The sequence below is a fragment of the Tenacibaculum tangerinum genome (assembly GCF_029853675.1).
GTDB lineage: Bacteria > Bacteroidota > Bacteroidia > Flavobacteriales > Flavobacteriaceae > Polaribacter > Polaribacter tangerinum_A.
In genome coordinates, this window is sequence record NZ_CP122539.1 from 2,091,531 (window position 1) to 2,117,091 (window position 25,561).

Consider the following 25,561-nt stretch of genomic DNA (forward strand, 5'->3'; position numbering starts at 1 on the left):
TTATTATTAAACAAAATTATAGAAGGATAGATTTTAACAATAGTCTGGTGCTTCTTTAATTTTTTTCGCCTTTTCTAAAATTTCATGAAACTCTTTTTGCTTAGATTCCATCTTATTTAGCAGGCTATACATCATTCTCATACGATGATTGTTTTTTAGCACCTCCTTGTTTCTATGTAAAAAATCCCAGTATAAGGTATTCAAGGGACAAGAATCTTCATTTGTTTTTGTTTTATGATTGTAAAAACAACTGCTACAATAATTACTCATTTTATGAATATAGCTCGCACTTGACACATAGGGTTTGGTAGCGATTAAACCACCGTCTGCAAATTGACTCATTCCTCTGGTATTGGGTAGTTGCACCCATTCTATAGCATCTACATACACGCCTAGATACCATGCATCAACTTTATCGGGAGCTACTCCGAGTAGCAACGCTACATTCCCCAAAATCATTAAGCGTTGAATGTGGTGTGCGTAGGCATTTTGTAATGAATTTTGTATAGCTCTTTTTACACAGTTCATTTTGGTATCCCCCGTCCAAAAGAAATTGGGTAAATCTGCCTTATTTTTAAAGAAATTTTCTTGTTTAAAATCGACACCTAATTGCCAATAAATGCCTCTCATATATTCTCGCCAACCGATTACTTGTCTTATAAAACCTTCCGCTTGCGAAATATCAATGTTGCTGCTTTTGTAGAATTCATTTTCAACGGCCTCAACAACTTCCTTCGGACTTATCAATTTTGTATTCATCGCAAAAGATAGTTTTGAATGAAATAAAAAGTCTTGCGATGTATGCATGGCATCTTGATAGTCTCCAAAAAAAGGAAGTAACTCTTTGCAAAAATAATCGAGTTGTGCTTTGGCTTGTTTTCTTGAAATAGGGTAATTGAATACAGCAGTTCGCTCTCCAAACGTTGTGATGCCCGCTTCTTTGATTTCCTGAAGTATTTGTTTACAGTTGTTTCTTGGTTCGTAAGGCAGGGGTATAAGCACCTCTGCATTCCATTTTTTTCGATTGTTTTTATCGTAATTCCACTGACCTCCGACAGGCTTATCTCCTTCTACAAGTATCTGATGCTTTTTACGCATGTAACGGTAAAAATCTTCCATAACCGTTTTCTTTCTATCTTTTGAAAATTTCTCAAGCTCATTTCTCGTGGTATAAAAATGTTCTGTTGTATATACTTTTAGCGGCAGCCCGATTTTTTTTAATCCTTTTTGAAGTTGTGCATCTAAACGAAACTCATCGGGCTCTTGATAATGTATGGCTGTAATATGGTGTTCTTTAACGAGCTGTTCTATGTTTTCTATGAGTTGATGTTTGTTCTTTTTATCTGAAATTTTCATATAGGCTACACGATGCCCTTGTTCTCTCAATGCGTTAGCAAAGTTTCGCATTGCTAAAAAGAATCCTACTACTTTTTGAATATGATGCTTAACATAACTGGTTTCTTGTTTCATTTCAAAGAGCGCATATACCGTATTATCATCGGTTTCTTTATACCAACTGTGTTCTATATTTAGCTGATCTCCGAGAATGATTCGTAGTGTTTTACTCATTTACTTTATTCCATTGGTTTGTAAAAACGCTCTTGGCATCGTAGGTGTTTGCTTGCCAATTAACATCAAATTTTTTATTTCTTGTATCGTTTCCCACTCCTGCTATATACATCCAATTACCATAATTACTATGCGGGTCATAGTCGAGTAACAGTGACTCAAAATAAGCGGCTCCTACCCTCCAATCTTGCTGCAAATCGTGCACAAAATAAGAGGCTACATTTTGTCTTCCTCGATTGCTCATCCAACCCGTTTCTCTTAACTCTATCATATTGGCATTTACAAAATCACTGGCTGTTTTTCCGTGTGTCCAACATTCAATAATTTCATTATTTTGGTGGGTTGTTATGCGCTTTTCTTGGATTCCGCTAGGCATAAAAATTTTAGTTCCCTGAAATCGCGCTGTATGCTTAAAAAAATCTCTCCATAAAAGCTCAAAATACACCCAATAGGTAGATACATTTGCTTTTACTTGTTTCTCGAACTTTTTTAACTCCCAATAAATGGTGCGTGCACTCAAAGAACCGTTGGCTAACCACGGAGAAAACTTTGTACTGTAATCAACCCCTAACAGCTCATTTCTCGTGTATTTATAAGTGGCGACCTTAGTAGTATCAAAAAAATACGACTGTACTCTTTTCAGCGCTTCACGTTCTCCTCCTTTGAAAGGAAAAGCGGTATTTTTCGGTTGTGTATATTCAGAAAAATTGGGGGTTTCAAATACAGAGTCGTATAGTTTTTCTTGTATGGGTATTCGGTAGGTGGTAATAGGTAATACTTCGAGTTTTTTCTCTACTTTTTTTCTAAATGATGAAAACGATTTGGGTATTCCTTTTGTAAATAGTTCGTCTATTTGCTGAGGGGTATATAAATATTGATTGGTAACTTTTATTGTATGTACCTCTTTGGGTAATGTTTTTAGAACTCTCTTTTCAATAGTCGCTTCATCAAAAGTAGCATCTTCTTGATATACGATATTTACTATAGAAAACTGGTGTTGTAGCTGTGCAACCATTTCTTCCGTGGGTTTCGTAGCTACAAAAAGGGGGATGTTATAAACCGATAAAGCATCTCTTAATTCTCTTAGGGTTTCTATTAAAAAATTTATTCTAAACTTTTCTGTTCGTACAAAAGAGTGTTGTTTTTTGAAAAAAATGGGGTCGAAAGCATAAAAAGCCACGAGGTACTTTTGAGTTTTAATCGCTTCTTCTAGCAACTCATTGTCTTGCAGTCGCAAATCGTTTCGAAACCAAACTAACGTACATTCTTGTTTTTGTTTTTTCTGCATTTTTGACTACAATATTTGACTTCTTCCCAATGGCGTTCCCATTTTTTTCTCCAAGTGAAAGGAAGGCCACAAACAACACATATTTTGGTAGGTAGGTGTTCTTTTTTCAATAAATTTTATTTACTTAAAAAGTTAATGAGTTGTTTGAAGATAATTCCATGAAAGGGTAATACCGCATACCAATACATTCTTCCCCAAATTCCTTTAGGTCTAAAAATAGCTCTTTGGTATAGTTTCCCTTCTTCAATTTTAAATTCTAACCACGCTTCTCCTGGGAGTTTCATTTCTGCCAGTAAAATTAGGCGTTTGCTTTTTTTATCTGCCAACAGTACTCTCCAGAAATCGAGCGGATCACCAGGTTCTAATTCTGTGGGATGTCTTCGTCCTCTTCGTAAACCCACTCCTCCAAAAAGTTTGTCTATATATCCTCTAACTTTCCAAAGAAAATTAAATTTATACCATCCATTTTCTCCTCCTATACTCCAAATTTTATTTAAGGTGTCTTTTTCGTTTCGTACTTCTCGTACCCGCTCATCTTTAAAACAGCCGTATTGGGGTATTTGTATATGCTTTGCTAATTGGTCTTGAAATACGCCACTACTCATGGCATCTTTCCAACTAGAAATTACTTCATTTTGTTCTATTTTTTGAAATGCCAAGGCAACTGCTTCTTTATATGGCATCGGATGTACATTTAGCAACTCGTTTATATTACTGGGTTTTGCTATTACTTCTACTTTCATACTATCTACCAACGCTTTGGCTAAGTTAAAAGAGGTTGATGTAACAAAATACAACCAGTAAGAAGATAGTTTTGGTGTAAGCACAGGCAGGGTATAAATGTATCTTTTGAGTCCTCTTACTTCGGCAAACTGCAATAGCATTTCTTTATAAGTAAGTATTTCTGGTCCGCAAACATCAAACGATTGGTTATAGGTTTTCTCTACAAGCAGGGTGTTTTCTAAAAATGCTAAAACATCTCTAACGGCTAATGGTTGGGTTTTGGTTTTTAGCCATTTCGGAGTGACCATTACTGGAAGTTTTTCTACAATATCTCTTATTATTTCAAAGGAAGCGCTACCGCTACCTACAATGATTCCTGCTCTAAAAGTGGTTAATGCGTATGCTTCTGAGCGTAGTTCTTGTTCTACTTGATATCGTGATTGTAAGTGTTTGGATAACGAATTATCGTTTACAATACCACTTAAATATACTACTTGTTTACAGTTGGTTGGCTCTACTAATTTTTTGAAGTTCTTGGCACAGGTAAGTTCTAAGTTTTCAAAATTTTCTGAACTGGTCGCCATCGAATGAATGAGATAGTAGGCAGCATCTATGTCTTTGGGAAAGCTGGTGTCTTCGGCATTTAAAAAATCTACTTTGATAAATGTAACATTCGGGTTGTTTTCAAATTCATCGGGAATTCTATCTAAGTCACGAACACAGCAAACTAATTGGTGGTTACTTTCGAGTAATTTAACGATTAATCGTTTTCCGATATAGCCTGTGGTGCCTGTAACTAAGATCTTCATTCTTTGGGTCTTTGGTAAGAGAGTCTTTTATATTTTTCAGCTACCATGTAGGTATCTAATCCGTTAATCGCTGCAATTTTTTCTGTTGATAGGTTTAAAAAACCATCTTCTGAAAGCATTGATTCTTTAAAATATAAGTCAGTTACTTCACCCAATACTAAAATAGTTCCGTTGGCTTTGATAGGGTGTTCTTCTAAGAATTTCATCCCTATTTGTAACGGTGATTCTGCCACAAACGGAGCATGAAAATTATTTTTATATTCTTCTGATAGAGTTGTTTTATCAAATTCTGAAACTTCTGACGGATATTTAGCTGAGGTATGATGTGCTTCTTCTATAATTGCCTCGTTAATAGCATTGATGGTGTAAAATCCTGTTTCTTTTATATTGTTATAGGTATTCCTTACCACGGTTGTTGGGCGCAGCACAAAACCTAAAATTGCTGGACTCGAACCGTAATGTACTACGGAACTAAACACCGCTACATTCGTGATATCATCGTTCGATTTTGTAGCAATGAGGTTTGCCGGCTTGTAACCAGAAATACTATTCATCAAATTTATTTTATAAATATGAGGAAACTCGTCTATTTCTTGACGTGTAAGATGCATTTATAGGGTGTTAAAGTTGTTTATTTTTATGGCGTTTGCCTTTAAATCGTGCATAAGATTATACAAACCAAAAAAAGTTCTATTAATGTAAATAAAGTGTTTTGAACCTCTATTTCCATTCATTTTTTTAAGTTCGGTGCTTTTGGCGTATTTCTGCCCCAAGTCTGCTATCTTTCCGAAGAACACCTCATCTGAAAAGTCAAATTCTTCTTGTTGAAATGGTGTTGTGAAAAGCGATAACATTTCGTAAAAAAGCGCTTTAAAGAAGGTGATTTCTTCCTGAGTATCATCTGTTCTTAAAATTTCTAACTCGTACAGTTTATCTTCAAAAAAAGCAGGGTTTTCAATGTTTTCTCTTTTTGCCAATTCAAAATAAGGAACGTAGAAACTTTCAGGAACTTCTTTCATACAGCCAAAATCAATGACAATTAATTCGTTTAATTTAGATACTAGGAAATTCCCTGGGTGCGGGTCGGCATGTACTTTTTTTAAGACGTGCATTTGGTACATATAAAAATCCCACAAAGCTTGCCCGAGTATATTTGAAACTTCTTCGCTGTGTTGTTCTTTTGTAAATTCCGATAGGTGTACCCCTTCCATCCAATCCATGGTTAAAATTCTATCTGATGATAATGCTGGATAGTATTTTGGAAATTTTAAATTCGGAATGTGTTTACATGCTTCGGCTACTTCGTTACTTTGGGCAAGTTCTAATTCGTAATTGGTTTCTTCTAACAGCTTATTTTCGACTTCTTTAAAGTATTCGTCTGAGCCCTCGCCTTTGATATTAAACATTTTCATGGCAATGGGTTTTACCATAGCTAAATCGGTTGAAATACTGTCTGCTACTCCTGGGTATTGAATTTTAACGGCTAACTTTTTCCCGTTTTTAGTTGCTTTGTGAACCTGTCCTATACTTGCTGCATTTACCGATTCTGATGTAAAGGTATCGAATACCTCATTAGGCGTTTTATCAAAATATTTCTTAAAGGTTTTGTTTACCAATGGTCCTGATAGTGGCGGTACCGAAAATTGTGATAACGAAAATTTTTCGACATAAGCGTTGGGTAAAATATTCTTTTCCATGCTTAACATCTGTGCCACTTTTAGGGCAGATCCTTTTAACTCTTTTAATCCGTCATAAATATCGGCAGCATTGTCTTCATTTAATTGTTTTTTGGCTTCTTCTTCTGATTTGGTAATTTTATTACCGTAATACTTCGCATAGTTCACTCCAACTTTTAACCCTGTTGAAACTAGTTTGGTAGCTCGTTCAATTTTAGAGGTAGGTATTTTATTTAAAGTCTTCATGTGTGTTTTTGTTTTTTCATTTAGTCGCAAAAAATTGAGACAATTATTACTTAGCCATCATTGGCGATTTTTCTTTCCATAAGAATTTTGCCAAATCGATTACGCTTTTTACAGGGGCTATTTGTTGAATATCGAAACTGGCTTTGACTGATTTTTCTATAAACACATCTGTTTTTTCAAAGTTTGGAGATTCATCATCCACCCAAAATTTTAAAATAATCAACAACTGCATCCAATAGCCTTCTGCAACTGTTTGGTCTTGAATTTTATTAACCTTCTCGTGCTTAAAATCAATTTTTTCGAGATTGAGTGCATTTATATAGTCTATAAATTCTGCACGTAGTCCTTTTAATACCGATAGTTTTGAAAAATCGCTTTTCATTCCTTTAAATTGTAGCATCACATACGACCTGTTCGCTGTAAGCAACTCAAAAAAGGTAAAATAAAAACTCAGTAATTTATCTTTTGCCGAATAGTCTGCATAAGCGTCGGTTTTATGTAGCAATGCAATCGTTTCTTTTGCAAAAACTTTGAAAATGGCTTTTTCTAAGCTCTCAAAACTTGAATAATGTTTGTAAAAGTCTGCTTCTTCAAAATTGTTTTCTTTTGCAAAGGCAAATATTGAAGTTGGTTCACCTGTAGTTAATACAGTATTCATGTACCATTCGATCAATCTTTCTTTTGTTATGTTCTTTTTTTTGCCATAATTTAATTGTTTAGTACGACGTATAGGTTTAAGCTAGTCGCAATTGTCATCCACACTAAATAAGGTAGTATGAAAAAGGTGTAATTTTTTACTTGTTTAAGGTGCTTGAAAGTAAAATATCCTATGAGTAGCCACAGTAGTATAATGACCACTAAGCTTATTGTTGTTAAATGTTGATTGAAGAAAAGATAGTTCCAACTTACATTTAAAATCCATTGTACACCGTATAAAACGAGTAGCTTTTTACTTAAATATGGATACTTAAAACTTACTTTGGTCATATACACAGCAAACAGTAACATAATGGTTGTCCATGCTGCTCCAAACACCCATCCTGGAGGTGTCCAAGGAGCTTTGTTCAAAGACTGATACCAGTCGGTATTAGGCCCATCATTCATTAACCAAGACCCTATACCTAGCGCTAAAAAATTAGCAACTAGAAAAACTAAAAATCGTATGTATTTATTTTCTTTCATGTTTTTTTGTTTTTAAATAGTTAAAAATTAGTTGTACTGAAAACAGCATGATAAATGCATAAAAAAAGTCTTCAAAGGGTATGGTAAAAACCCGAAACCCTATATTCTCTGCATTGTTATACCAAACTACAGGCTCTTCTATAAAGCTACCTGTTAAAATTCCATTGACAATTAAAAAGGGTATCAAAATCACTAAAAAGCTAGGGTAATACTCTTGTAACGTTGGCAAATGATATTTCAAAGCGTACGCTAAAAGCAATAAGAATAGTATAAAGTTAACTGTGGTGTACCATCTTCCGAAGTTAAAAATCAACAACAGGCTAACTATAAGTATGAGCAAAAAACTTAAAATAATGGTTCCTGATTTTGACATTTTAAATTTTGGAAATAAATATTTTAATACCTCATGCGTAAACAAACATGCGTAAGGAATACAAAAAAAGAATAACCATTCTTCTATGGGCATGTGCAGTAGCTTTATAGGTAGGTGATATTTTGGATTAAAGCCCCAAACGCCCATTTGTGTAAACCAACTATCCCAAATCAAAAAAAATAACGCAACTATTGAAATACTGATGATTGCTTGTTTGAAGTACTGTATAAAGTGAAACTTTTTTTCAAAGATGCTATAGAGTAACGGTATACTTAAGCTGCCTAAGTTTAAGATAAGATATAAATATTGACTCACTGTCTTTTATTAAAATATTTAAAAGGTACGAATAACATACCAAAGCACTCTCCATCGTGTTTCCCTAAATGTTTATGATGGATTTTATGTGCTTTTCGCAATCCTTTAAAGTATTGGTTATTTGTTTTATCAAACCACTTAAATCTTCTATGAATTAATACATCGTGTACTAAAAAATAAGCAATACCATATAGTAAAATACCCAAACCAATAAAAAATAAATAGTTTAATTCTGGGTTAATTCCGAAATAGAACAAGAGCATGCTTGGAACTGCAAAAACAACAAAAAAAACGTCATTTTTTTCAAAAACATAAGGATATCCTGGCTGGTGATGGTCTTCATGCAAATACCATCCAAAACCGTGCATAACATATTTGTGGGTAAACCAAGTAACCCCTTCCATAACAATAAATGTTATCAACGTAACTGCTATGTATACTACTAAACTCATAATGATGTGTTGTTTATTATATAAGTGTGTAAATAATTGGTACTATCTTTTTTCTGAAGTGCTTTTTTTAAAAATTCTTTATCTTCTTTTTTTGATGTAGTATACCCTAAAATACTAGGTGTATTTTCTTGTATTACCAATCGAACATACCTTAGATGTATGTTATCTGGATTTTTTAAAATTAACGCTTCTAATTCTTTTTTCTTTGTGTTAAAAATTTTAAGCTTGCTCCAAGGCATTGTTTTGTATTCTGCCTGCTTCATTTCTAGAGAAATAACATACGCTTTTACACTAACTTCTTTGCTTTTTTTGTATTTACGTATGTATGCTAGCTCTTCTGCTTTGGTAGACACATTATGATATTCTTCTACAAAGCTAGGTGTATTGCCAAAACTAGCGGTAAACACCAAGAACAAAGCACCAAATAGCATTTCTTTTATCATATTAAATTGAGTTTATACCTCACATAACTCCTTGCTAATAAATTAATTTTCATCGGGTTGGAAATTCTAATTCTGGTATCCATAATTTTTGTTGAAGGAGTATGTTTCAACTTATTTAAAAGTGTTTTATAATATCTATAGGCTGTATATACCCCAAATTTTGCTTCTACTGGTAACTTTAAGATACCGTTTTTGTAAGCAAAATCAAAATCGTCTTCTATTTCTTTAATAATGGTGTTCTTGCCTTCGATACTTAAATCTCCAAAATTTACATTTGGAAAATAAGACCTGTTTAGCTCTTTAAAATCTTCTTTTAAGTCTCTTAAGAAGTTCACTTTTTGAAATGCCGACCCTAAACGCATTGCGGGTGCCTTTAGCTCTTCGTATTTTTGCTCATCTCCGTTTACAAAAACTTTCAAGCACATTAAACCAACCACATCTGCCGAACCATAGATATAATCATTGTATTCTTCTGTAGTAGTGTATACTGTTTTATACAAATCTGCTTTCATACTCTTCAAAAAAGCTTGCACTAGCTCATCGGGTATATTGTATTTGTTTACCGTACTTACAAAAGAGTTTAAAATAGGGTTTAAACTGATTCCTTTACGCTTTGATTCATAATAATCTTTTTCAAACTTTAACAACAACTCTTCTTTGTCGTACTCATGAAAAGAATCTACAATTTCGTCAGCGAAACGTACAAAACCATAAATATTATAAATATCGGCACGTATTTTTGGCGATAACATCTTCGTTGCTAGAGAAAACGAAGTGCTGTATTTTTTAGTTACTAACTTACTGCATGCGTAAGAGGCTTCATCAAATAACTGTTTCATTTTTGTACGTTTTTAAGATTAAATCTGAAGCTATTTTTCCAGATATTAAAGACGGGGGAACACCTGGTCCTGGCACTGTTAATTGTCCTGTAAAAAATAAATTTTTTACTTTCTTGCTTTTTATATTGGGTCTTAAAAAGGCGGTTTGTGTTAATATATTTGCCAACCCGTAAGCATTTCCTTTATAGGAATTGTATTCTTGTATGAAATCATTTACACAAAAACTCTCTTTAAAAAGAACGTGCTTTTTAACTGATTGCTGTGTTAACTTTTCTAATCTTTCAATAATAATATTGAAGTACTGTTCTCGTAGCTCTGGAGTATCTTCTATTCCTGGAGCTAAGGGTATTAAAAAAGTGGCTGCTTCTTTTCCTTTTGGCGCAAAAGAATGATCGGTAATTGAAGGAAAACTTGCATAAAACAAGGGCTCTTTTGGCCAGCTAGGTGCGTCATAAATCGTTTTCGCATGTACATCAAAATCTGTATCGAAAAACAACGTATGATGGCATACTTTTTCTAATTTTTTATCAAATCCTACATAAAATAGCAACGATGATGGTGCAAAAACCTTCTTATCCCAATATCCTTCAGAATACTGTCTTAGATTTTTAGGAAGTAGGGTTTCTGTATGATGGTAGTCTGCTCCACTCAACACAACATCAGACTGCATTACTTTTCCATTTACAACAACTCCTACAGCTTCTCCTTTGTCGTTTACTGTAATTTCCTCCACGCTTGCATTGGTTTGAAACACTACCCCCATATCACTGGCTAGTTTTGTCATCGCCTCGATAACCTTATACATTCCTCCTTTCGGATGCCATGTTCCTAAGCCAAAATCGGCATAATTCATAAAGTTATAAAAAGCAGGTGTATTACTAGGTTTTGCCCCTAAAAACAATACAGGAAACTCTAAAATCTGAATCAGCTTGTTGCTTTTTATTTTCTTTCGAACCTCATGTCTAATGGTTGAAAAAAACTGAAATATGTTGCCTATGGTAACAGGAGTAACTAGCTCTAGTGGAGAAACTCCTGGTTTGTATACCAAATCGTTGATCGAAACATCGTAATTGTACTTTGCTGATTTTAAAAAGGATTTTAAGTGTTTAGAACTTCCTTTTTCTTCTTTTTCAAAAACTTCATAAATCTCATCTAAAGTTCCTGGAATTACGATTGAATCTTGCTCTCCGAAGTATACCTCATAAGCAGGATCTAACCTATCTAACTCGTAATAATCTGATGGTTTTTCACCAAAATCTGCAAAGAATTTTTCAAAAACGTCTGGCATCCAATACCAAGTGGGACCTATATCAAAAGTAAAACCATCTCTTAGTAATTGTCTTGCTCTGCCTCCTATAGTAGCATTTTTTTCTAATACTGTTACTTCATACCCAGCCTTTGCCAGATAACATGAGGCAGCTAAAGAAGAGAAGCCCGATCCTATTATGTATACTTTTTTTTCAATTTATTTCTTCTAAATATATTAAATAAATTACAAGCAAAAAATTAATTTTGCTTGTAATTTTATATTCTTAAGGTAAAAGAACGCTATCTACCACGTGAATTACTCCATTAGTACCTTGCACATCTGTTGCCGATATTACCACCGACTGCCCTGAACCTGTATCTAACTTAGCACCATTTGATAAATCTACAGTAACCATATTTCCATCAAACATGGTAATTTCTTGATTGTCTGTTAATTCGTCTGACTGCACATTTCCACCAGCAAATACATGATATTTCAATACAGCTTCTAAGGTTCCAATTGGAATATCTGCTAATGAGTTCCAAGAAGCGTTGCTATCTAATAACGCTTGAAACGCTGCATTGGTTGGCGCAAATATTGTATATGGTCCATCTGCTTTTAATAACGTAACAAAATCTGTTGTATGACGACTATCTGTTAAAGCTGCAACTAAAGTTGTAAAACCACTATTGTTTAACGCTAAGGTAACCACATTGGGTGGCAACATTACTTTATCGATTAAGTGAACAACTCCGTTTGATGCCATTATATCTGTAGCAAGTGGCATAGCATCTCCGTTAAACTCCACTGTTCCACCTACTTCTACTTGAAGTGACAATGCTTCTTCATTCGGCCCTGTCGACAATGTTTTTACATAACTATTTTCTAAATCAGCTGCTTTTACTTCTCCGCTCACTACGTGAAACAACAATACTGAAGTTAACGTTTCTACAGGTATATCGTCTAAAGAATTCCAAGAATCGTTACTATCTAACAATGCTTGAAAAGCAGTGTTGGTTGGCGCAAAAACTGTATAAGGCCCTTCTGCTTGTAAAGCAGAAACTAATTCAGCTCTCTGCAATGCTGCTACCAACGTACTTAATTCGGGGGTTTCAATTGCTAAATCTGTAATATCTTTTGGTAAACTTTCGGCAAGCATTACCTCATTTACGATATGAATAACTCCGTTTGAAGCACCAACATTTGCCGTGGTTACCGATACAGCTTGATCTGCACCTGTAACTAGATCAACCCCACCAGTTAAATCTACTGTTATAGTTGATCCGTTTAACGTAGTTAACTCTTGTCCGTTCGACAAATCACTCGACAAAGCCGCCCCAGCAACTACGTGATACAATAATACTGATTGTAAAGTTTCAACAGGAATATCGTCCAACGAGTTCCAAGCCGCTTTTGAATCTAATAATGCTTGAAATGCATCGTTGGTTGGTGCAAAAACGGTAAAAGGCCCAGTTGCTTCTAAAGCAGAAACTAAATCTGCTTTTTGCAAAGCCTCTACCAGAATACTCAAGTTCTGCGTGCCTACGGCTATTTCTACAATACTATCATTTTCTACTATAATTGGATCATCGTCACTATCACATGACGTAAACAGCACTAGACTCGCGAACAAGCCTAAAAATAACAATGAAGTTAGGTTTTTGATTTTCATGATTTTGTAATTTTTAAATTGATGCTTACTCTTTTACTTTTTATAGTCTATTTTTCGGCTTCGATAGACTTTGTTTATTTTTTTTTAAAAAATATTAAACAAAAAAATTGTTTATCAAAAAAAAGTGCCCTTTAACAAAACACTCCTCAAATATATAAACTTTGTTTAACAAAAACAAAAAAATAATAAACAAAAATATTTTTTTTATTTAAAACTATCTAAAAACTTCTCTGAAGAAGGAAAAACAGTAATTTGAGATTTAAAATCGTAGTCTTCAAACTTCATTGCTTTGCTACCTATTGCAATTAATTCGTGAGTCGTATCTTTCAAAATATCTTCTACTTCTAAAAAATATTCTTCCACTTTATCGTCGTAAGGTTGCACAATCATTGAAGTTATAAAGCAAACCTTTTCTTTGCTCTTAAAAAAATGGTTAAGATTATCTAAAGGCAAACTCTGCCCCAAGTATATAGTGTCATACCCTCTTAAAGAAAGTTCATAATTCAAATACATCAGTCCTAACTCATGAATTTCATTTTCAGGCAAAAACAACACGTAAGTCACATTAGAATTATTGTTTGCATATTCTAGCTTTTCAATATTAACCTGAATTTTCTGTATGATTAAGTTCGAGATAAAATGCTCGTGTGCAGGGAGCAATGTATCTGTTTGCCATAAGAGACCTATTCTATTTAAAAACGGAACAAATACATCTTTAAAAATTTCTCTAAAGGATTTTCTCTTTAACAATCGGTTATAAGAAGTATTAAACAGCACTTTATCAAATTTAAACATTGCCAGTTTAAAAGAATTTATAGCTTCATCGTCTACAGCTTTTTTAAGTGCTAGCTCTCTTGCTTTTAAAACAATGGTATCATCAGACATTTCAGCTATTTTAGATATTTTTACATTGTTTTTATTCAACAAAACAACATTTAACAGCTTTTGTAAATTTGCTGTAGAATAATATCTAATGTTGGTATCTGTTCTTTCAGGTGATAAAAGGTTATAACGCTTCTCCCAAATACGAATGGTATGCGCCTTTATTCCTGAAATATTCTCCAAGTCTTTAATCGTGAATGTAGATTTTATATTGTTCAAGATATACGATTTAATATTAAACAAATATACAAAATTTATTAAAACTTAAACTGTTAAGGTTTTTTCTGAAGTTAAAATTCCTATTTTTGATAGCCTATTTAATCTGTACATGAATTTACACACACAAATACCTCTTGCAAAACAAGCACATCATCAAATTAATTATTCATCAAAATTATTCTTGATAGGTTCCTGTTTTTCTGAGCATATTGGCTCTAAACTGAACTACTATAAATTTCAATTAAAACAGAATCCTTTTGGCATACTATTCCACCCCAAGGCTATTGAAAACTTTATTGCAAAAACTATTAACAAAGAAAAATACATAGAAGAAGATATTTTTTTCCATCAGGAGCGATGGCATAGCTTTGAAGCACATTCGTCTTTAAGTTCAAATGATAAAAGCATCTTATTGCAGAATCTGAATTCATCGATACAAAAAAGTTTTAAACAGCTTAAAGAAGCCACTCATTTGATCATTACCTTAGGTACAGCTTGGGTATATAGAGAAATTGAATCGGACGTGTTGGTTGCCAACTGCCATAAAGTTTCACAAAAAAAATTCTTGAAAGAATTATTAACTGTTGATGAAGTTTCTGAGAGCATACAAGCCATTAACTCATTAGCAAAGTCAATAAACAAAAACATATCAATTATCTATACCATCTCTCCTGTAAGACATTTAAAAGATGGTTTTATAGAAAATCAACGTAGCAAAGCGCACTTAATCTCAGCAATTCATCAATTGGTGTCACCTAGAAATCGTTGTTATTATTTTCCTTCGTATGAAATTATGATGGACGAATTACGCAACTATCGTTTTTATAATGAAGACATGGTTCATCCAAACAATGTTGCTATTAATTATATTTGGGAAAAATTTAAAGATGTTTGGGTTACTGAAGACTCATATCAAACCATGCAAGAAGTAGAAACCATTCAAAAAGGGTTGTTGCACAAACCCTTTAACCCTAACTCAGAGGCACACCAACGTTTTTTAAATAATCTGCAACAAAAAAAGGAAACACTTTTACAAGCATTTCCTTTTATGAGTTTTTAACCTTTAAATATTTATTTTGTTAAATATTGATCTACATTTTGCCAAGGTCCACCATTTATAATATCTATTCCATGGTTTTGCAAAAACTGCGTTGCTTGACCGCTTCTAGCCCCACTTCTACAAACAGCTATTACAGGCTTATTCCACGACTTTACCTCTTCTACATTAGAAGGAATGGTGTTTAACACAATGTGTTTAGCCCCTTTACTATGCCCTTCGTTCCATTCCGCTATGGTTCTAACATCTAATACAACTGCACCTTTAGCTAAGTATTCTTGTATTTGGTTGCTCATATGTTTTTTTCTAAATAAATTAAATAACGACATTTTATGCTTCTTGATAATTTTCCAGCAAAAGTAATCCGTTTTCAATTAACATTGAGTAACTCTTGTTACTTTTCATGTTTTCAAGATAGGTATGTAACGTGTCTTTTATAGGGAAATTGTTTGCTATTGACAGTTCCAATAATTCTAAAGGCAACAACCAATCATTTTTAAACTGCGTGTTTACTTTGTCAAAAATTTCTTGAATGTTTTCTTCCGAAACTTCTCCATTTTCTCTCATTTCTCTCACTTTACTATACAGGTTATACAACTCTTTATCTGATGCTGAATAGTTGATTTTATGTGTTTTCGTTTCCGACACTTTACCAACATCTCCGAAAGAAGACACATCGGCAGGACCTGCAAAAGCAGATATTACTTCTACCCCTACTGCCATATCATACACTCCCCAATCTGGATGAAACAATAAGGTATCTCCATGAGTTACTGTACAATTTTTAAACGATATTAATAAAATTCTACCGCGTAAATCTCTTGTTCCTGTAATGACTTCTCCTTCAACTTTTATTCCCCCCTCAAACTCTAGTGCTACTTTTTCTCCTTCATAAATTCCGTAAGCTTTTAAGTCGCGCGGACTCATATTTTCTATCGGAATGTTAATTCCTTTTAGTTTTCCTATTGGGCTTCCAAATCCTTCAGCATGATAAGTAACTCCATGCCCTATCAACTCCTTATCTCTATTAGCTAATGCCGTTGGACCTGTGGTTTGCACATATACAGGTTTGTTGTTGTCATCTGCTATTACATTTGTAAAAATTCCTGATATTTGAACACCTGTACTCAACTCAATAGTACCTAAACTTGTAGAATCTATTAATTTCTCAACTCCTTTCAAACCTCCGGTTCGTATTGCCATTTTATTAGCAAACTGTTCTAACACCATACTTAAATGAGCAAAATCTGGCGTAACAAACAATTGAGGCTGTGGTTTTGTGATATCAAAATTCACATTAGCCGCTTCTATAGAGTATGGAACTTTCTTTACCTCATCTTTCATACACCACTTGCTTTCTCCGATTGAAGACAACAAGCCTGCTCCATAAATTTTAGGATCTTCTACGGTTCCTATTAACCCATACTCTACTGTCCACCAGTGTAAATTTCTTATTTGAGACATTTCAGAAAGTGCTCCCATATTTTCTTGTAGCCACTCTACTTTTTCTTGCGCTTCTTCTATTTCTTTTTGAGTAGAATTAGGATCTTCTTTTAAAATAGATAACAACCGAATAGCTTCGTACATTTCATAATCTTTTGCTGATGAAATTGCTTTGGCTCCAATTTCTCCAAAGCGACGTAAATATTCAGCATATTCCGGATTTGCTATAATGGGAGCGTGTCCTGCCGCCTCATGTATAATATCGGGTGCTGGCGTATACTCAATATGATCTATAGTTCGCATATCTGATGCTATAACTAACACATTATACGCTTGAAATTCCATAAAGGCATTGGGCGGAATAAATCCGTCAACAGAAACTGCTGCCCAACCTATTTCTTTCAAAATACGATTCATCCCTTCCATATGAGGAATGTTTTCAACAGAAATACCTGTCTTTTTTAGCCCCTCTACATAAGAGCCATGAGCTACCTTACCTAAATAATCAACATTCATACGCATTACGTAGCGCCATACTGCTTGATTTTGTGCTGTGTATTCTTCGTAAGGTTGCCTTACTACAAATTTATGTAAGTGTTTAGGTAACTTTTTTGTGACTTCGTTTAACTCAAAATGAGAATCCATAGTGTTGTTTGTTTTGCCCTGTAAATTTAAGTTTTTTATACTTTATAAAAAATTCATATTCGTTAAATTAATATATTTCGTACATTTACTTTTGTCACTAAAAATCGTAGTTAAAATGAGGTCAAGAGGTTTTAAAACTCGTATATTAATTGGTATTGCTATCGTAGCTTTTGCATATTTACGCAAATGCAGTCAACAAGAAGTAAACCCTTATACTGGAAAAACACAAGCTGTTAGCTTATCACCTGAGCAAGAGATTGCTATTGGATTACAACAAGCGCCAGTAATGGCCGAGCAGCATGGAGGTCTGTACCCTGATAAAAATGCACAAATATTGGTTGATAAGGTTGGGGCAAAGCTAGTAAATAACACCATTGCTAAACAATCTGGCTATCAATTTGATTTTCACCTACTAAGAGACCAAAGATCTATCAATGCGTTTGCCTTACCGGGTGGACAAATATTTATTACCCATGCTTTGTTTTCTAAATTAAAAAATGAAGACCAGCTCGCTGGTGTATTAGGACATGAAATAGGACATGTTTTAGGAAAACATTCTAATGAAAGAATTACTAACGCTAATTTTTGGAAATTACTTACCATGGGAGCTTCTGTAGGTGCTGATTTAGGGCAACTTGCCAACAGTATAGGGCAACAAACGTTGCTGAAAAATGGTAGAGGAGATGAGTTGGAAAGTGATGAATTGGGCGTAAAGCTAATGATAGATGCAGGCTATAATCCTGAAAGCCTCATTGGAGTTATGGAAATTTTAAAAGCTGCTGCGGGTCCTAACAGGGTTCCTGAATTTCAAAGTACACACCCTGACCCAGAAAATAGAATTGAAAAAATAAAAGAGGCCATTCGTAAATACCAAAAATAGAAAATACACACCTACTTGTAACATTTCACCCTTCAAAGCTACCTATATACGTAGGTTGGATGTAAAATATTAAGCATATTTTCCTCAACATAAATGGTCTTTATATTAATAGAGTTAAGTATGAGTGACAAGGCATTTCAAAAATAAAAGTAACTCGTTAAATGAAATTACTTTTTTTGGCCGGAATGCTTATTCTATATTAAAACAATTCGAACTCACATTATACTATAACTAAATTTATTTGCTATGAGTTTTGGAGGAGCCGTATCGGCTATGATTACGAGTTTAAAGAACAACAAAAGAAAAAGGGTAAGTGCTTTTGAAAAGCTAGAGCGATTTCAAAAAGAAAACAGTGACGAGCTTTTTTTGAAAAGTCTGCCAGTAAAGAGCAACTCAAAAAAATACGCGAAAATATCAAAAAACAGAGAAGAATTGCATTACTGAAAAATGTTTTGGTTTTATTGATATTGTTTTCAATATTATTTTTCCTTATTAATCAACTATAAAAAAGCTGAACATCATATAGAGTTCAGCTTTTTGTACTATTAAAACAATAGTAAGGTTTAAAATATTTTAATTAACTGTTTTAAAATATTACTTACCTTGAATAATGTTATAGTTGATACCAATTCCTACAGAACTTGGAGTAGAACCATCTACAGACAAACCTTGGTAGAATCCATAAATATTCCACTTATCACTGTGGTATCCTACTTCTGGTCTGTAATAAAAACCTCCTGACTCGCTACCTTCTGTAAGGAAACCATATCCTAAATCGGTTCCTATAAAAAAGTTTTCTGTTGGGTAAAATCTGAATAATGCCGCTAAAGGTACAATTCCCTGATCTACTGACACCCCTGCTACTTCTTTACCAAAATAATGTGAATACCCCGTAGAGAATCCAATTCCAAAACTATTTACATTTAAAAACTGGTATTTTAAATCTACACCAAGTACAAAAGATGAAGTATCAGAGGCATCAGCAATCGGTAACCCGAAGTGAACTCCCGCCTTTAACCAATCTGTACCCTCACCTCGCTGAGCATTAGCAAATGAAAAACTTAGTACAGCAACTAATAATAAGATAATTTTTTTCATGTTTTGTTTTTTAAAATTTAAAGTACAAAAATATATTGAAAATAATATTGTACTTGTCTCTTTCAATATAAATTTTAACTCAAATAGTTTTTTTAATCGCATTTCATACTGAGTTTTTAATTCAAAAAAGTAACTTTGTGGCATGAGCAAGAAAGTAATACTTATGATTTTGGATGGATGGGGAGTGACCCAAGACCCAAAAGTATCGGCGATTTATAATGCGAAAACTCCGTATATAAACTCTTTATACGACAAATTTCCGAACGCACAGCTGCGAACCGACGGTGAGCATGTTGGTTTACCCGAAGGACAAATGGGAAACTCAGAGGTTGGACACATGAATTTAGGTGCGGGTAGAATTGTATATCAAAACTTAGCAAAGATTAACAAAGCGGTAAAAGAAGAAACTTTAGCAAAAGAAAAAGAGCTTCTTAATGCCTTTGAATATGCCAAAGCTAACGACAAAAACATACATTTTTTAGGGTTGGTTTCTAATGGAGGAATCCACTCACATATCGACCATTTAAAAGGACTGCTGACCGCAGCAGATAGTTATGGTTTGAAAAATGTTTACTTGCATGCATTTACCGACGGACGTGATTGCGACCCGAAATCGGGGAAGTACTTCATTAACGACATTCAACAACACATGCAAAAAACAACTGGTGAATTGGCAACAATTACAGGTCGTTATTATGCTATGGACCGCGATAATCGTTGGGAACGAGTGCAACTTGCTTACGACGCCTTGATAAACGGAAAGGGAACTTTTTCTTCAGATGCTTCTACCAACATTCAGCAAAGTTACGATGCAGATGTTACCGATGAGTTCATCAAACCTATTGTAATGGTTGATGAAAACAACCAACCAAAAGCAACTATTAAAGAAGACGATGTGGTGATTTTCTTCAACTTTAGAACCGACAGAGGGCGTCAATTAACAGAAGCTTTGAGTCAAAAAGACTTTCCAGATTTCGATATGAAAAAGCTACCGTTGTACTTTGTTACCATGACAAGCTACGACGATACTTTTAACAACATTCATGTTATCTACAATGGAAAAAATATTGAAAACACCTTAGGGGAAGTACTAGAATCTGCTGGAAAAACACAAATAAGAATCGCAGAAACAGAAAAATACCCACACGTAACTTTCTTCTTTTCTGGCGGAAGAGAAGAAGAGTTTACAGGAGAAAAACGTTTGTTATGCCCCTCACCCAAAGTGGCTACTTACGATTTACAACCTGAGATGAGTGCCTATGAAATTCGTGATGCCATAGTTCCTGAACTACAAAGCGGCGAGGTTGATTTTGTGTGTTTAAATTTTGCCAATGGCGATATGGTAGGGCATACAGGTGTTTTTGAAGCTGCCGTAAAAGCCTGCGAGGCGGTTGATAATTGTGTAAAAGATGTAGTAAATACTGCATTAGATAACGATTACACCACCATTTTAATTGCAGACCACGGAAACTGTGAGACCATGATTAATCCTGATGGAACACCTCATACTGCGCACACTACCAACCCAGTTCCTATGATTTTAATCGACAAAGAATTAAAATCAATAAAAAGTGGTATTTTAGGCGATATTGCACCCACCATTTTAAAATTAATGGGTGTTGAGCAGCCTAAAGAAATGACACAACATTCACTCATTTAAAATTTAATCGATGAAAAAAATCGCATATACTCTTTTTACAGTTTTTGTAATCTCATGTGCTTCGACTCCAAAAAATATGGCAACTAAAAACGAAAATGGCAATTTAGTCGGTATTGCTACCAAAAAAGACTTTCAACAAGAGCCTTATGGAAGCGAGTGGTTCAACGATTTTTATTCATATTACGAAACCGACAAAGGCACCGTAGAAAAACTAAAACCTTATTTAAACGACGTTAAAATAAAAGGGTTTATGGGAACTTGGTGTGGAGACAGCAAGCGTGAAGTTCCTAATTTTTACAAAATTTTAGACGAAGTTGAATTTGACTATAAAAACCTTGAATTAGTTACGGTAAACCGTCAAAAAAAAGCCAACGGATTAGAAGAAGGCTTTAACGTAATTCGAGTACCGACCTTTATTTTTTATAAAGACGGAAAAGAACTCGGTCGTTTTGTAGAACACGCTATTGAAGGTAGTACCATTGAAAAAGATTTTTTGCAAATCCTCTCGGGCCAAGAATACAAACATCCATATCAAAAATAACTGTAAATTTGCGCCTCAATATTTTTAATATGATTATTTCAAAGACTAGAGAAGAAATAGAATTGATGCGCGAAAGCGCCTTAGTAGTATCGAAAACGTTAGGGATGCTTGCCAAAGAAGTAAAACCTGGAGTTACGACTTTATATCTTGACAAACTTGCCGAAGAATTTATTCGTGAGCAAGGTGCTATTCCTGGTTTTTTAGGTTTGTATGATTTTCCGAACACCCTTTGTATGAGTCCAAACTCACAAGTAGTTCATGGAATTCCTGATAAAACACCTTTACAAGAAGGCGATATAATTTCTATTGATTGCGGTGCGATAAAAAATGATTTTTATGGAGATCACGCTTATACCTTTCCTGTGGGTGAAATTGCTCCTGAAACACAAAAACTTTTAGACATTACTAAAGAAAGTTTGTATGTGGGTATTCGCGAGTTTAAAGTAGGTAATCGTGTAGGTGATGTAGGTTTTGCAATTCAAAATTTTACCGAAAATCACGGATACGGCGTAGTTCGTGAATTGGTAGGACACGGTTTAGGACGCAAAATGCACGAAGCCCCAGAAATGCCAAACTACGGAAAAAGAGGTCGTGGTAAAAAGTTTGTTGAAGGAATGGTTGTTGCTATAGAACCGATGACCAATATGGGAACTCACAAAATTCGTCAGCACAGCGACGGGTGGACGATTACTACGTTAGACGGAAAACCATCGGCACACTTTGAACACGATGTAGCGATTGTAGATGGCAAACCAGAGTTACTATCGACCTTTCAATATATATATGATGCTTTAGGTATTGAGAGTAATGAAGAGGAGGAATTCAGACAACAACCACTAACTCTATAGTCTTTTAAACAATATGTGTCCATAGTATTGTGCACTTGTTGCAGAATCTCAAAAAATACGATTCTTGCCTTCGCAGGAATGACCAAATGAAAATTTTCAAAACGATACTAAATACCTTACCTCGACCTATTTTAATCAAAGTCAGTTATTGGGTGCGCCCTGTAATTGCTTGGTGGTTAAAAGGTGATAACTTTACGGACCCAATAGACGGGAAATCGTTTCGTAAATTTTTACCTTACGGATATGGAAAACAGCGAGAAAATGCCCTTTCACCTTCTACTCTATCACTAGAAAGACATCGCTTACTATGGCTGTTTTTACAGGATGAAACGAACTTTTTTACTTCAAACAAAAAGCTAAAAGTATTGCACATCGCTCCTGAACAATGTTTTTTAACTATTTTCAGAAAACAACAAAATTTAGACTATACTACTTCCGATTTAGAATCACCCATAGCCGATGTAAAAGCCGATATTTGCGATTTACCGTTTGAAGACAACGCTTTCGATGTAGTGTTTTGCAACCATGTATTAGAACATATTCCTAATGACACGAAAGCCATGCAAGAGCTATACCGCGTTATGAAAGTTGGCGGTTTTGGTATTTTTCAAATTCCGCAAGATCTATCGAGAGCAACTACTTTTGAAGACGATACTATTACCGACCCTAAAGAACGTGCAAAAATCTTCGGTCAGTACGACCATGTACGTGTATATGGGCTAGATTATTTTGACAAACTACGCTCCATCGGATTTAAAGTTGATGAAATAGATTACACACAAAAAATTTCCGCAGAAAAACTAAAACGATTTGCATTGATGAAAGGTGAAATTTTGCCTGTGTGTTATAAACATTAATTGGTAAACTCTATTAACTCACCAGCATCATTCTGGTACAAGAGTATTACTTTTAATGCTGGATGCTCTTCTAAAAAGACTTTCGTTTGTTCCAATCCCATAGCTAGAAAAGCGGTGGCATAGGCATCTACATCGGCACAATCGCCTTTTAAACGAACCGAAACACTTAGTAAATTACTCTCTTTGGCCAATCCTGTTTTTGCATTGATGGTATGCACTATTTTCTTTCCTTCGCTATTTACTTTATACTTCCTGTAATTACCAGAAGTTGCCATCGATTCATTATCCAATTCTATAATTTTCTGAATAGAACGGGTTCCGTCAGTATTCGGTTTTTCAATGGCCACTTTCCACAGTTTCCCATGCTTGGTACCTCTCGCTCTAACCTCTCCTCCTATTTCTACAATATAATCGTGAATATTTTTCGATTCGAAAAATCGCCCAATTACATCGACTCCATAACCTTTGGCAAAGGCGTTGACATTAAACTCAATATCTTCACTTTCTCTATACACTTTTCTGTCCTTTAATGTCACTTTATCAAAGCCTACATTTTCCATCAACGCTGAAATCTCTTCTGAAGTCAAATCCTTTTTCTCTTCACCAGAACCAAATCCGTAAGCATCAATCAATCTACCAATCGTAGGGTCAAAATACCCATCGGTTTCTTTGTAAATTTTCTTTGCCTTCTCAAACACCTCTACAAACATATCGTCCACTACTACAGTAGTATCTCCTTGATTAATTTTAGAAATATCGGAAGTTGGTATATACGTAGATAGCGATGTGTTTACCAAATAGAACAAACTATCTATTGACTCTTGATAATTAATATCACTTTGGTAAGTAATATGGTATGCTGTACCAAAAACAGGTCCTTCTAACTTAATCTCTGTCGATTTCCCCTCTTCTTTACAAGCTATGAACAACCATAATAAAGCTACAAAAAAGGATATTTTTCTCATCATTTTGAAAATTTAATCACAAAAATAGCATATTCGATGTTCATAAAAGATTGTTAATTCTATTTTTTGTATCTTCATTTTTTTAAATTTGCTTCACTATTAATAATACATCTAACAATAAATCAGAATAAAATGAAGAAAATAGTTGCATTCCTTACTGTTTCAATTCTTTTAGCATCATGTGCCTCTTCAAAAGAGTTAGAAGCTATCAAAGCGAAACACGAACAAACAAAAGAAGAATTGTTGGCTGTAAAAGCTAACTTAACAAAATGTTTAATTGAAAAAGAGAAGTGTGAAGAGGAAACAACTTCTTTAGAATCTAGAGTAACAGAATTAAAAGAAGATAAAGAAAACACCTTACAACAAGTTGAAAATTTAACGGTATTAACGAAAGGTGCTAATGATAACATTAAAGAAACATTAGCTCAATTGAGCAAGAAAGATAAATACATTAATAAAATTAGAGAGGCTGCTTCTAAGAAGGACTCGTTAAATTTAGTGGTTGCGTTTCATTTAAAGAGAGAATTACAAGATGGTATTGACGATCAAGACATTGAAGTAAATGTTGAAAAGACCGTAGTTTTTATTTCGATTTCTGATAAATTATTATTCAAAAGTGGAAGCTATACCATTAACGAAGAAGCTTCTAAAGTGTTAGAAAAAGTAGCTACCGTAGTAAACGGTCAGCCTCAAATGGATGTAATGGTTGAAGGTCATACCGACAATACACCAGTAGCCGAAGGTTCTTCTTTAAAAGATAACTGGGGATTGAGTGTATTGCGTTCAACTGCTATTGTTCGTGAATTGCAAAACAAATACGAGGTAGCTCCTGCACGATTAATTGCAGCAGGTAGAAGTAGCTATGTTCCTTTGGTAGAAAATAACAGTCCTGCAAACAAAGCCAAAAACAGACGTACAAAAATTATCATTTTACCAAGGTTAAATCAATTCTTTGATTTGTTAGACCAAAAAGTAGAATAGTTTTTTTTAAAAATATTGTAGTAGAAAAACGTGCCTAAGGCACGTTTTTCTTGTTTTTTACTTGCCTAAAACAAGCAGCATGCAAATTAAACTAACAGGCTATTTGTCAATTAAATAATTAACCGTACATTTGCAGACCTTTTTCAAGGATTAAAAATTATTATTAACAAACAAAAACTAATCGTGTAAATATGAACACATTAAGTTACAAAACAGTATCGGCTAATAAGGCTACCGTAAACAAAGAGTGGGTTTTAGTTGATGCGGACGGGCAAACATTAGGTCGTCTAGCTTCTAAAGTTGCAAAACTTATTAGAGGTAAGTACAAGCCAAATTTCACTCCTCACGTAGACTGTGGAGACAACGTTGTGATTATCAACGCTGAAAAAATTAACCTAACGGGTAACAAGTGGGCCGATAAATCGTACATCCGCCACACGGGATATCCAGGAGGTCAAAGATCATTAACTGCTACAGAAATGTTTCAAAAAGATCCTACAAGACTTGTTGAAAAAGCAGTAAAAGGTATGTTACCTAAAAACCGTTTAGGTAGCGCGTTATTTAAAAACTTATATGTTTACGCAGGTACAGAGCATGGTCAAGAAGCTCAAAAACCTAAAACTATTAACCTTAACGATCTTAAATAATT

The 25,561-nt window shown here is 34.3% G+C and carries 28 protein-coding genes; 9 read left to right on the top strand and 19 right to left on the bottom strand.

Annotated features, from left to right (window positions below):
- Nucleotides 1-33 precede the first annotated feature (33 nt).
- From P8625_RS09105 to P8625_RS09175, 15 genes are all read right to left on the bottom strand, one after another.
- Nucleotides 34-1,569: a cryptochrome/photolyase family protein gene (locus P8625_RS09105; RefSeq protein WP_279650155.1), complete on the bottom strand. Its 1,536-nt coding sequence runs from the start codon at nt 1,567-1,569 to the stop codon at nt 34-36.
- On the bottom strand, nt 1,562-2,857 hold the full coding sequence (locus tag P8625_RS09110) for a DASH family cryptochrome (RefSeq protein WP_279650156.1): 1,296 nt from the start codon (nt 2,855-2,857) through the stop codon (nt 1,562-1,564). Before P8625_RS09110 ends, P8625_RS09105 begins: the two co-directional genes overlap by 8 nt.
- Nucleotides 2,824-2,967: a DUF2256 domain-containing protein gene (locus P8625_RS09115; RefSeq protein WP_279650157.1), complete on the bottom strand. Its 144-nt coding sequence runs from the start codon at nt 2,965-2,967 to the stop codon at nt 2,824-2,826. Before P8625_RS09115 ends, P8625_RS09110 begins: the two co-directional genes overlap by 34 nt.
- 6 nt (nt 2,968-2,973) lie before the next feature.
- Nucleotides 2,974-4,389: an SDR family oxidoreductase gene (locus tag P8625_RS09120; RefSeq protein ID WP_279650158.1), complete on the bottom strand. Its 1,416-nt coding sequence runs from the start codon at nt 4,387-4,389 to the stop codon at nt 2,974-2,976.
- On the bottom strand, nt 4,386-5,000 hold the full coding sequence (locus tag P8625_RS09125) for a flavin reductase family protein (RefSeq protein ID WP_279650159.1): 615 nt from the start codon (nt 4,998-5,000) through the stop codon (nt 4,386-4,388). The genes P8625_RS09120 and P8625_RS09125 overlap by 4 nt, the downstream gene beginning before the upstream one ends.
- Complete coding sequence (locus P8625_RS09130; RefSeq protein WP_279650160.1) at nt 5,001-6,311, bottom strand: ABC1 kinase family protein; 1,311 nt, start codon at nt 6,309-6,311, stop codon at nt 5,001-5,003.
- Between the two features lie 46 nt (nt 6,312-6,357).
- Entirely contained in the window at nt 6,358-6,969 is a 612-nt protein-coding gene (locus P8625_RS09135) for a TetR family transcriptional regulator C-terminal domain-containing protein (RefSeq protein WP_279650161.1), read from the bottom strand.
- A gap of 50 nt (nt 6,970-7,019) precedes the next feature.
- Nucleotides 7,020-7,493, bottom strand: a complete 474-nt coding sequence (locus P8625_RS09140) for a TspO/MBR family protein (protein ID WP_279650162.1) — start codon at nt 7,491-7,493, stop codon at nt 7,020-7,022.
- The gene (locus tag P8625_RS09145) at nt 7,480-8,181 is read right to left on the bottom strand and encodes a lycopene cyclase domain-containing protein (RefSeq protein ID WP_279650163.1); all 702 of its coding nucleotides are present in this window, start codon (nt 8,179-8,181) and stop codon (nt 7,480-7,482) included. Before P8625_RS09145 ends, P8625_RS09140 begins: the two co-directional genes overlap by 14 nt.
- Nucleotides 8,178-8,633 carry a sterol desaturase family protein gene (locus tag P8625_RS09150; protein ID WP_279650164.1) on the bottom strand — a complete coding sequence of 152 codons (456 nt, stop codon included), beginning with the start codon at nt 8,631-8,633 and terminating at the stop codon, nt 8,178-8,180. Before P8625_RS09150 ends, P8625_RS09145 begins: the two co-directional genes overlap by 4 nt.
- A complete protein-coding gene (locus tag P8625_RS09155) occupies nt 8,630-9,076 on the bottom strand; it encodes a hypothetical protein (protein ID WP_279650165.1) in 447 nt (148 codons plus the stop codon). Before P8625_RS09155 ends, P8625_RS09150 begins: the two co-directional genes overlap by 4 nt.
- Nucleotides 9,073-9,915: a phytoene/squalene synthase family protein gene (locus tag P8625_RS09160; protein ID WP_279650166.1), complete on the bottom strand. Its 843-nt coding sequence runs from the start codon at nt 9,913-9,915 to the stop codon at nt 9,073-9,075. The genes P8625_RS09155 and P8625_RS09160 overlap by 4 nt, the downstream gene beginning before the upstream one ends.
- On the bottom strand, nt 9,899-11,380 hold the full coding sequence (locus P8625_RS09165) for a phytoene desaturase family protein (protein WP_279652937.1): 1,482 nt from the start codon (nt 11,378-11,380) through the stop codon (nt 9,899-9,901). Before P8625_RS09165 ends, P8625_RS09160 begins: the two co-directional genes overlap by 17 nt.
- A gap of 67 nt (nt 11,381-11,447) precedes the next feature.
- Nucleotides 11,448-12,836: a fasciclin domain-containing protein gene (locus P8625_RS09170; protein ID WP_279650167.1), complete on the bottom strand. Its 1,389-nt coding sequence runs from the start codon at nt 12,834-12,836 to the stop codon at nt 11,448-11,450.
- A gap of 204 nt (nt 12,837-13,040) precedes the next feature.
- The gene (locus P8625_RS09175; RefSeq protein ID WP_279650168.1) at nt 13,041-13,937 is read right to left on the bottom strand and encodes a MerR family transcriptional regulator; all 897 of its coding nucleotides are present in this window, start codon (nt 13,935-13,937) and stop codon (nt 13,041-13,043) included.
- A 109-nt stretch (nt 13,938-14,046) separates the two neighbouring features.
- Here P8625_RS09175 and P8625_RS09180 point away from each other — a divergent pair, with 109 nt between their 5' ends.
- Nucleotides 14,047-14,997 (top strand): GSCFA domain-containing protein, encoded by a 951-nt coding sequence (locus P8625_RS09180; RefSeq protein ID WP_279650169.1) that lies wholly within the window; start codon nt 14,047-14,049, stop codon nt 14,995-14,997.
- A gap of 11 nt (nt 14,998-15,008) precedes the next feature.
- Here the strand turns inward: P8625_RS09180 and P8625_RS09185 are convergent, their stop codons facing one another.
- Nucleotides 15,009-15,290, bottom strand: a complete 282-nt coding sequence (locus tag P8625_RS09185) for a rhodanese-like domain-containing protein (RefSeq protein ID WP_279650170.1) — start codon at nt 15,288-15,290, stop codon at nt 15,009-15,011.
- A 34-nt stretch (nt 15,291-15,324) separates the two neighbouring features.
- Nucleotides 15,325-17,082 carry an aromatic amino acid hydroxylase gene (locus P8625_RS09190; protein WP_279650171.1) on the bottom strand — a complete coding sequence of 586 codons (1,758 nt, stop codon included), beginning with the start codon at nt 17,080-17,082 and terminating at the stop codon, nt 15,325-15,327.
- 115 nt (nt 17,083-17,197) lie between these two features.
- Between P8625_RS09190 and P8625_RS09195 the strand changes: the two genes are divergently transcribed.
- Together P8625_RS09195 and P8625_RS09200 are read left to right on the top strand one after the other, a co-directional pair.
- Nucleotides 17,198-17,962, top strand: coding sequence for a M48 family metalloprotease (locus P8625_RS09195; RefSeq protein WP_279650172.1), 765 nt, complete (start codon nt 17,198-17,200; stop codon nt 17,960-17,962).
- A 246-nt stretch (nt 17,963-18,208) separates the two neighbouring features.
- Nucleotides 18,209-18,406 (top strand): hypothetical protein, encoded by a 198-nt coding sequence (locus P8625_RS09200; protein ID WP_279650173.1) that lies wholly within the window; start codon nt 18,209-18,211, stop codon nt 18,404-18,406.
- A 150-nt stretch (nt 18,407-18,556) separates the two neighbouring features.
- On the opposite strand, the gene P8625_RS09205 is transcribed toward P8625_RS09200, so the two are convergent.
- Complete coding sequence (locus tag P8625_RS09205; protein WP_279650174.1) at nt 18,557-19,060, bottom strand: outer membrane beta-barrel protein; 504 nt, start codon at nt 19,058-19,060, stop codon at nt 18,557-18,559.
- A 142-nt stretch (nt 19,061-19,202) separates the two neighbouring features.
- Between P8625_RS09205 and gpmI the strand changes: the two genes are divergently transcribed.
- The 4 genes from gpmI to P8625_RS09225 all read left to right on the top strand — a co-directional run bounded on the left by gpmI (nt 19,203) and on the right by P8625_RS09225 (nt 22,966).
- The gene (gene gpmI / locus P8625_RS09210) at nt 19,203-20,720 is read left to right on the top strand and encodes a 2,3-bisphosphoglycerate-independent phosphoglycerate mutase (RefSeq protein ID WP_279650175.1); all 1,518 of its coding nucleotides are present in this window, start codon (nt 19,203-19,205) and stop codon (nt 20,718-20,720) included.
- A 10-nt stretch (nt 20,721-20,730) separates the two neighbouring features.
- Nucleotides 20,731-21,261 (top strand): thioredoxin family protein, encoded by a 531-nt coding sequence (locus P8625_RS09215; RefSeq protein ID WP_279650176.1) that lies wholly within the window; start codon nt 20,731-20,733, stop codon nt 21,259-21,261.
- A 29-nt stretch (nt 21,262-21,290) separates the two neighbouring features.
- The gene (gene map / locus P8625_RS09220) at nt 21,291-22,109 is read left to right on the top strand and encodes a type I methionyl aminopeptidase (RefSeq protein ID WP_279650178.1); all 819 of its coding nucleotides are present in this window, start codon (nt 21,291-21,293) and stop codon (nt 22,107-22,109) included.
- An 86-nt stretch (nt 22,110-22,195) separates the two neighbouring features.
- Nucleotides 22,196-22,966 (top strand): class I SAM-dependent methyltransferase, encoded by a 771-nt coding sequence (locus P8625_RS09225; protein WP_279650179.1) that lies wholly within the window; start codon nt 22,196-22,198, stop codon nt 22,964-22,966.
- Here the strand turns inward: P8625_RS09225 and P8625_RS09230 are convergent.
- Nucleotides 22,963-23,934, bottom strand: coding sequence for an FAD:protein FMN transferase (locus P8625_RS09230; RefSeq protein ID WP_279650180.1), 972 nt, complete (start codon nt 23,932-23,934; stop codon nt 22,963-22,965). The genes P8625_RS09225 and P8625_RS09230 overlap by 4 nt on opposite strands.
- A gap of 129 nt (nt 23,935-24,063) precedes the next feature.
- Between P8625_RS09230 and P8625_RS09235 the strand changes: the two genes are divergently transcribed.
- Entirely contained in the window at nt 24,064-24,912 is an 849-nt protein-coding gene (locus P8625_RS09235) for an OmpA/MotB family protein (protein WP_279650181.1), read from the top strand.
- 191 nt (nt 24,913-25,103) lie between these two features.
- Nucleotides 25,104-25,559 (top strand): 50S ribosomal protein L13, encoded by a 456-nt coding sequence (gene rplM / locus P8625_RS09240; RefSeq protein ID WP_279650182.1) that lies wholly within the window; start codon nt 25,104-25,106, stop codon nt 25,557-25,559.
- Nucleotides 25,560-25,561: the final 2 nt, after the last annotated feature.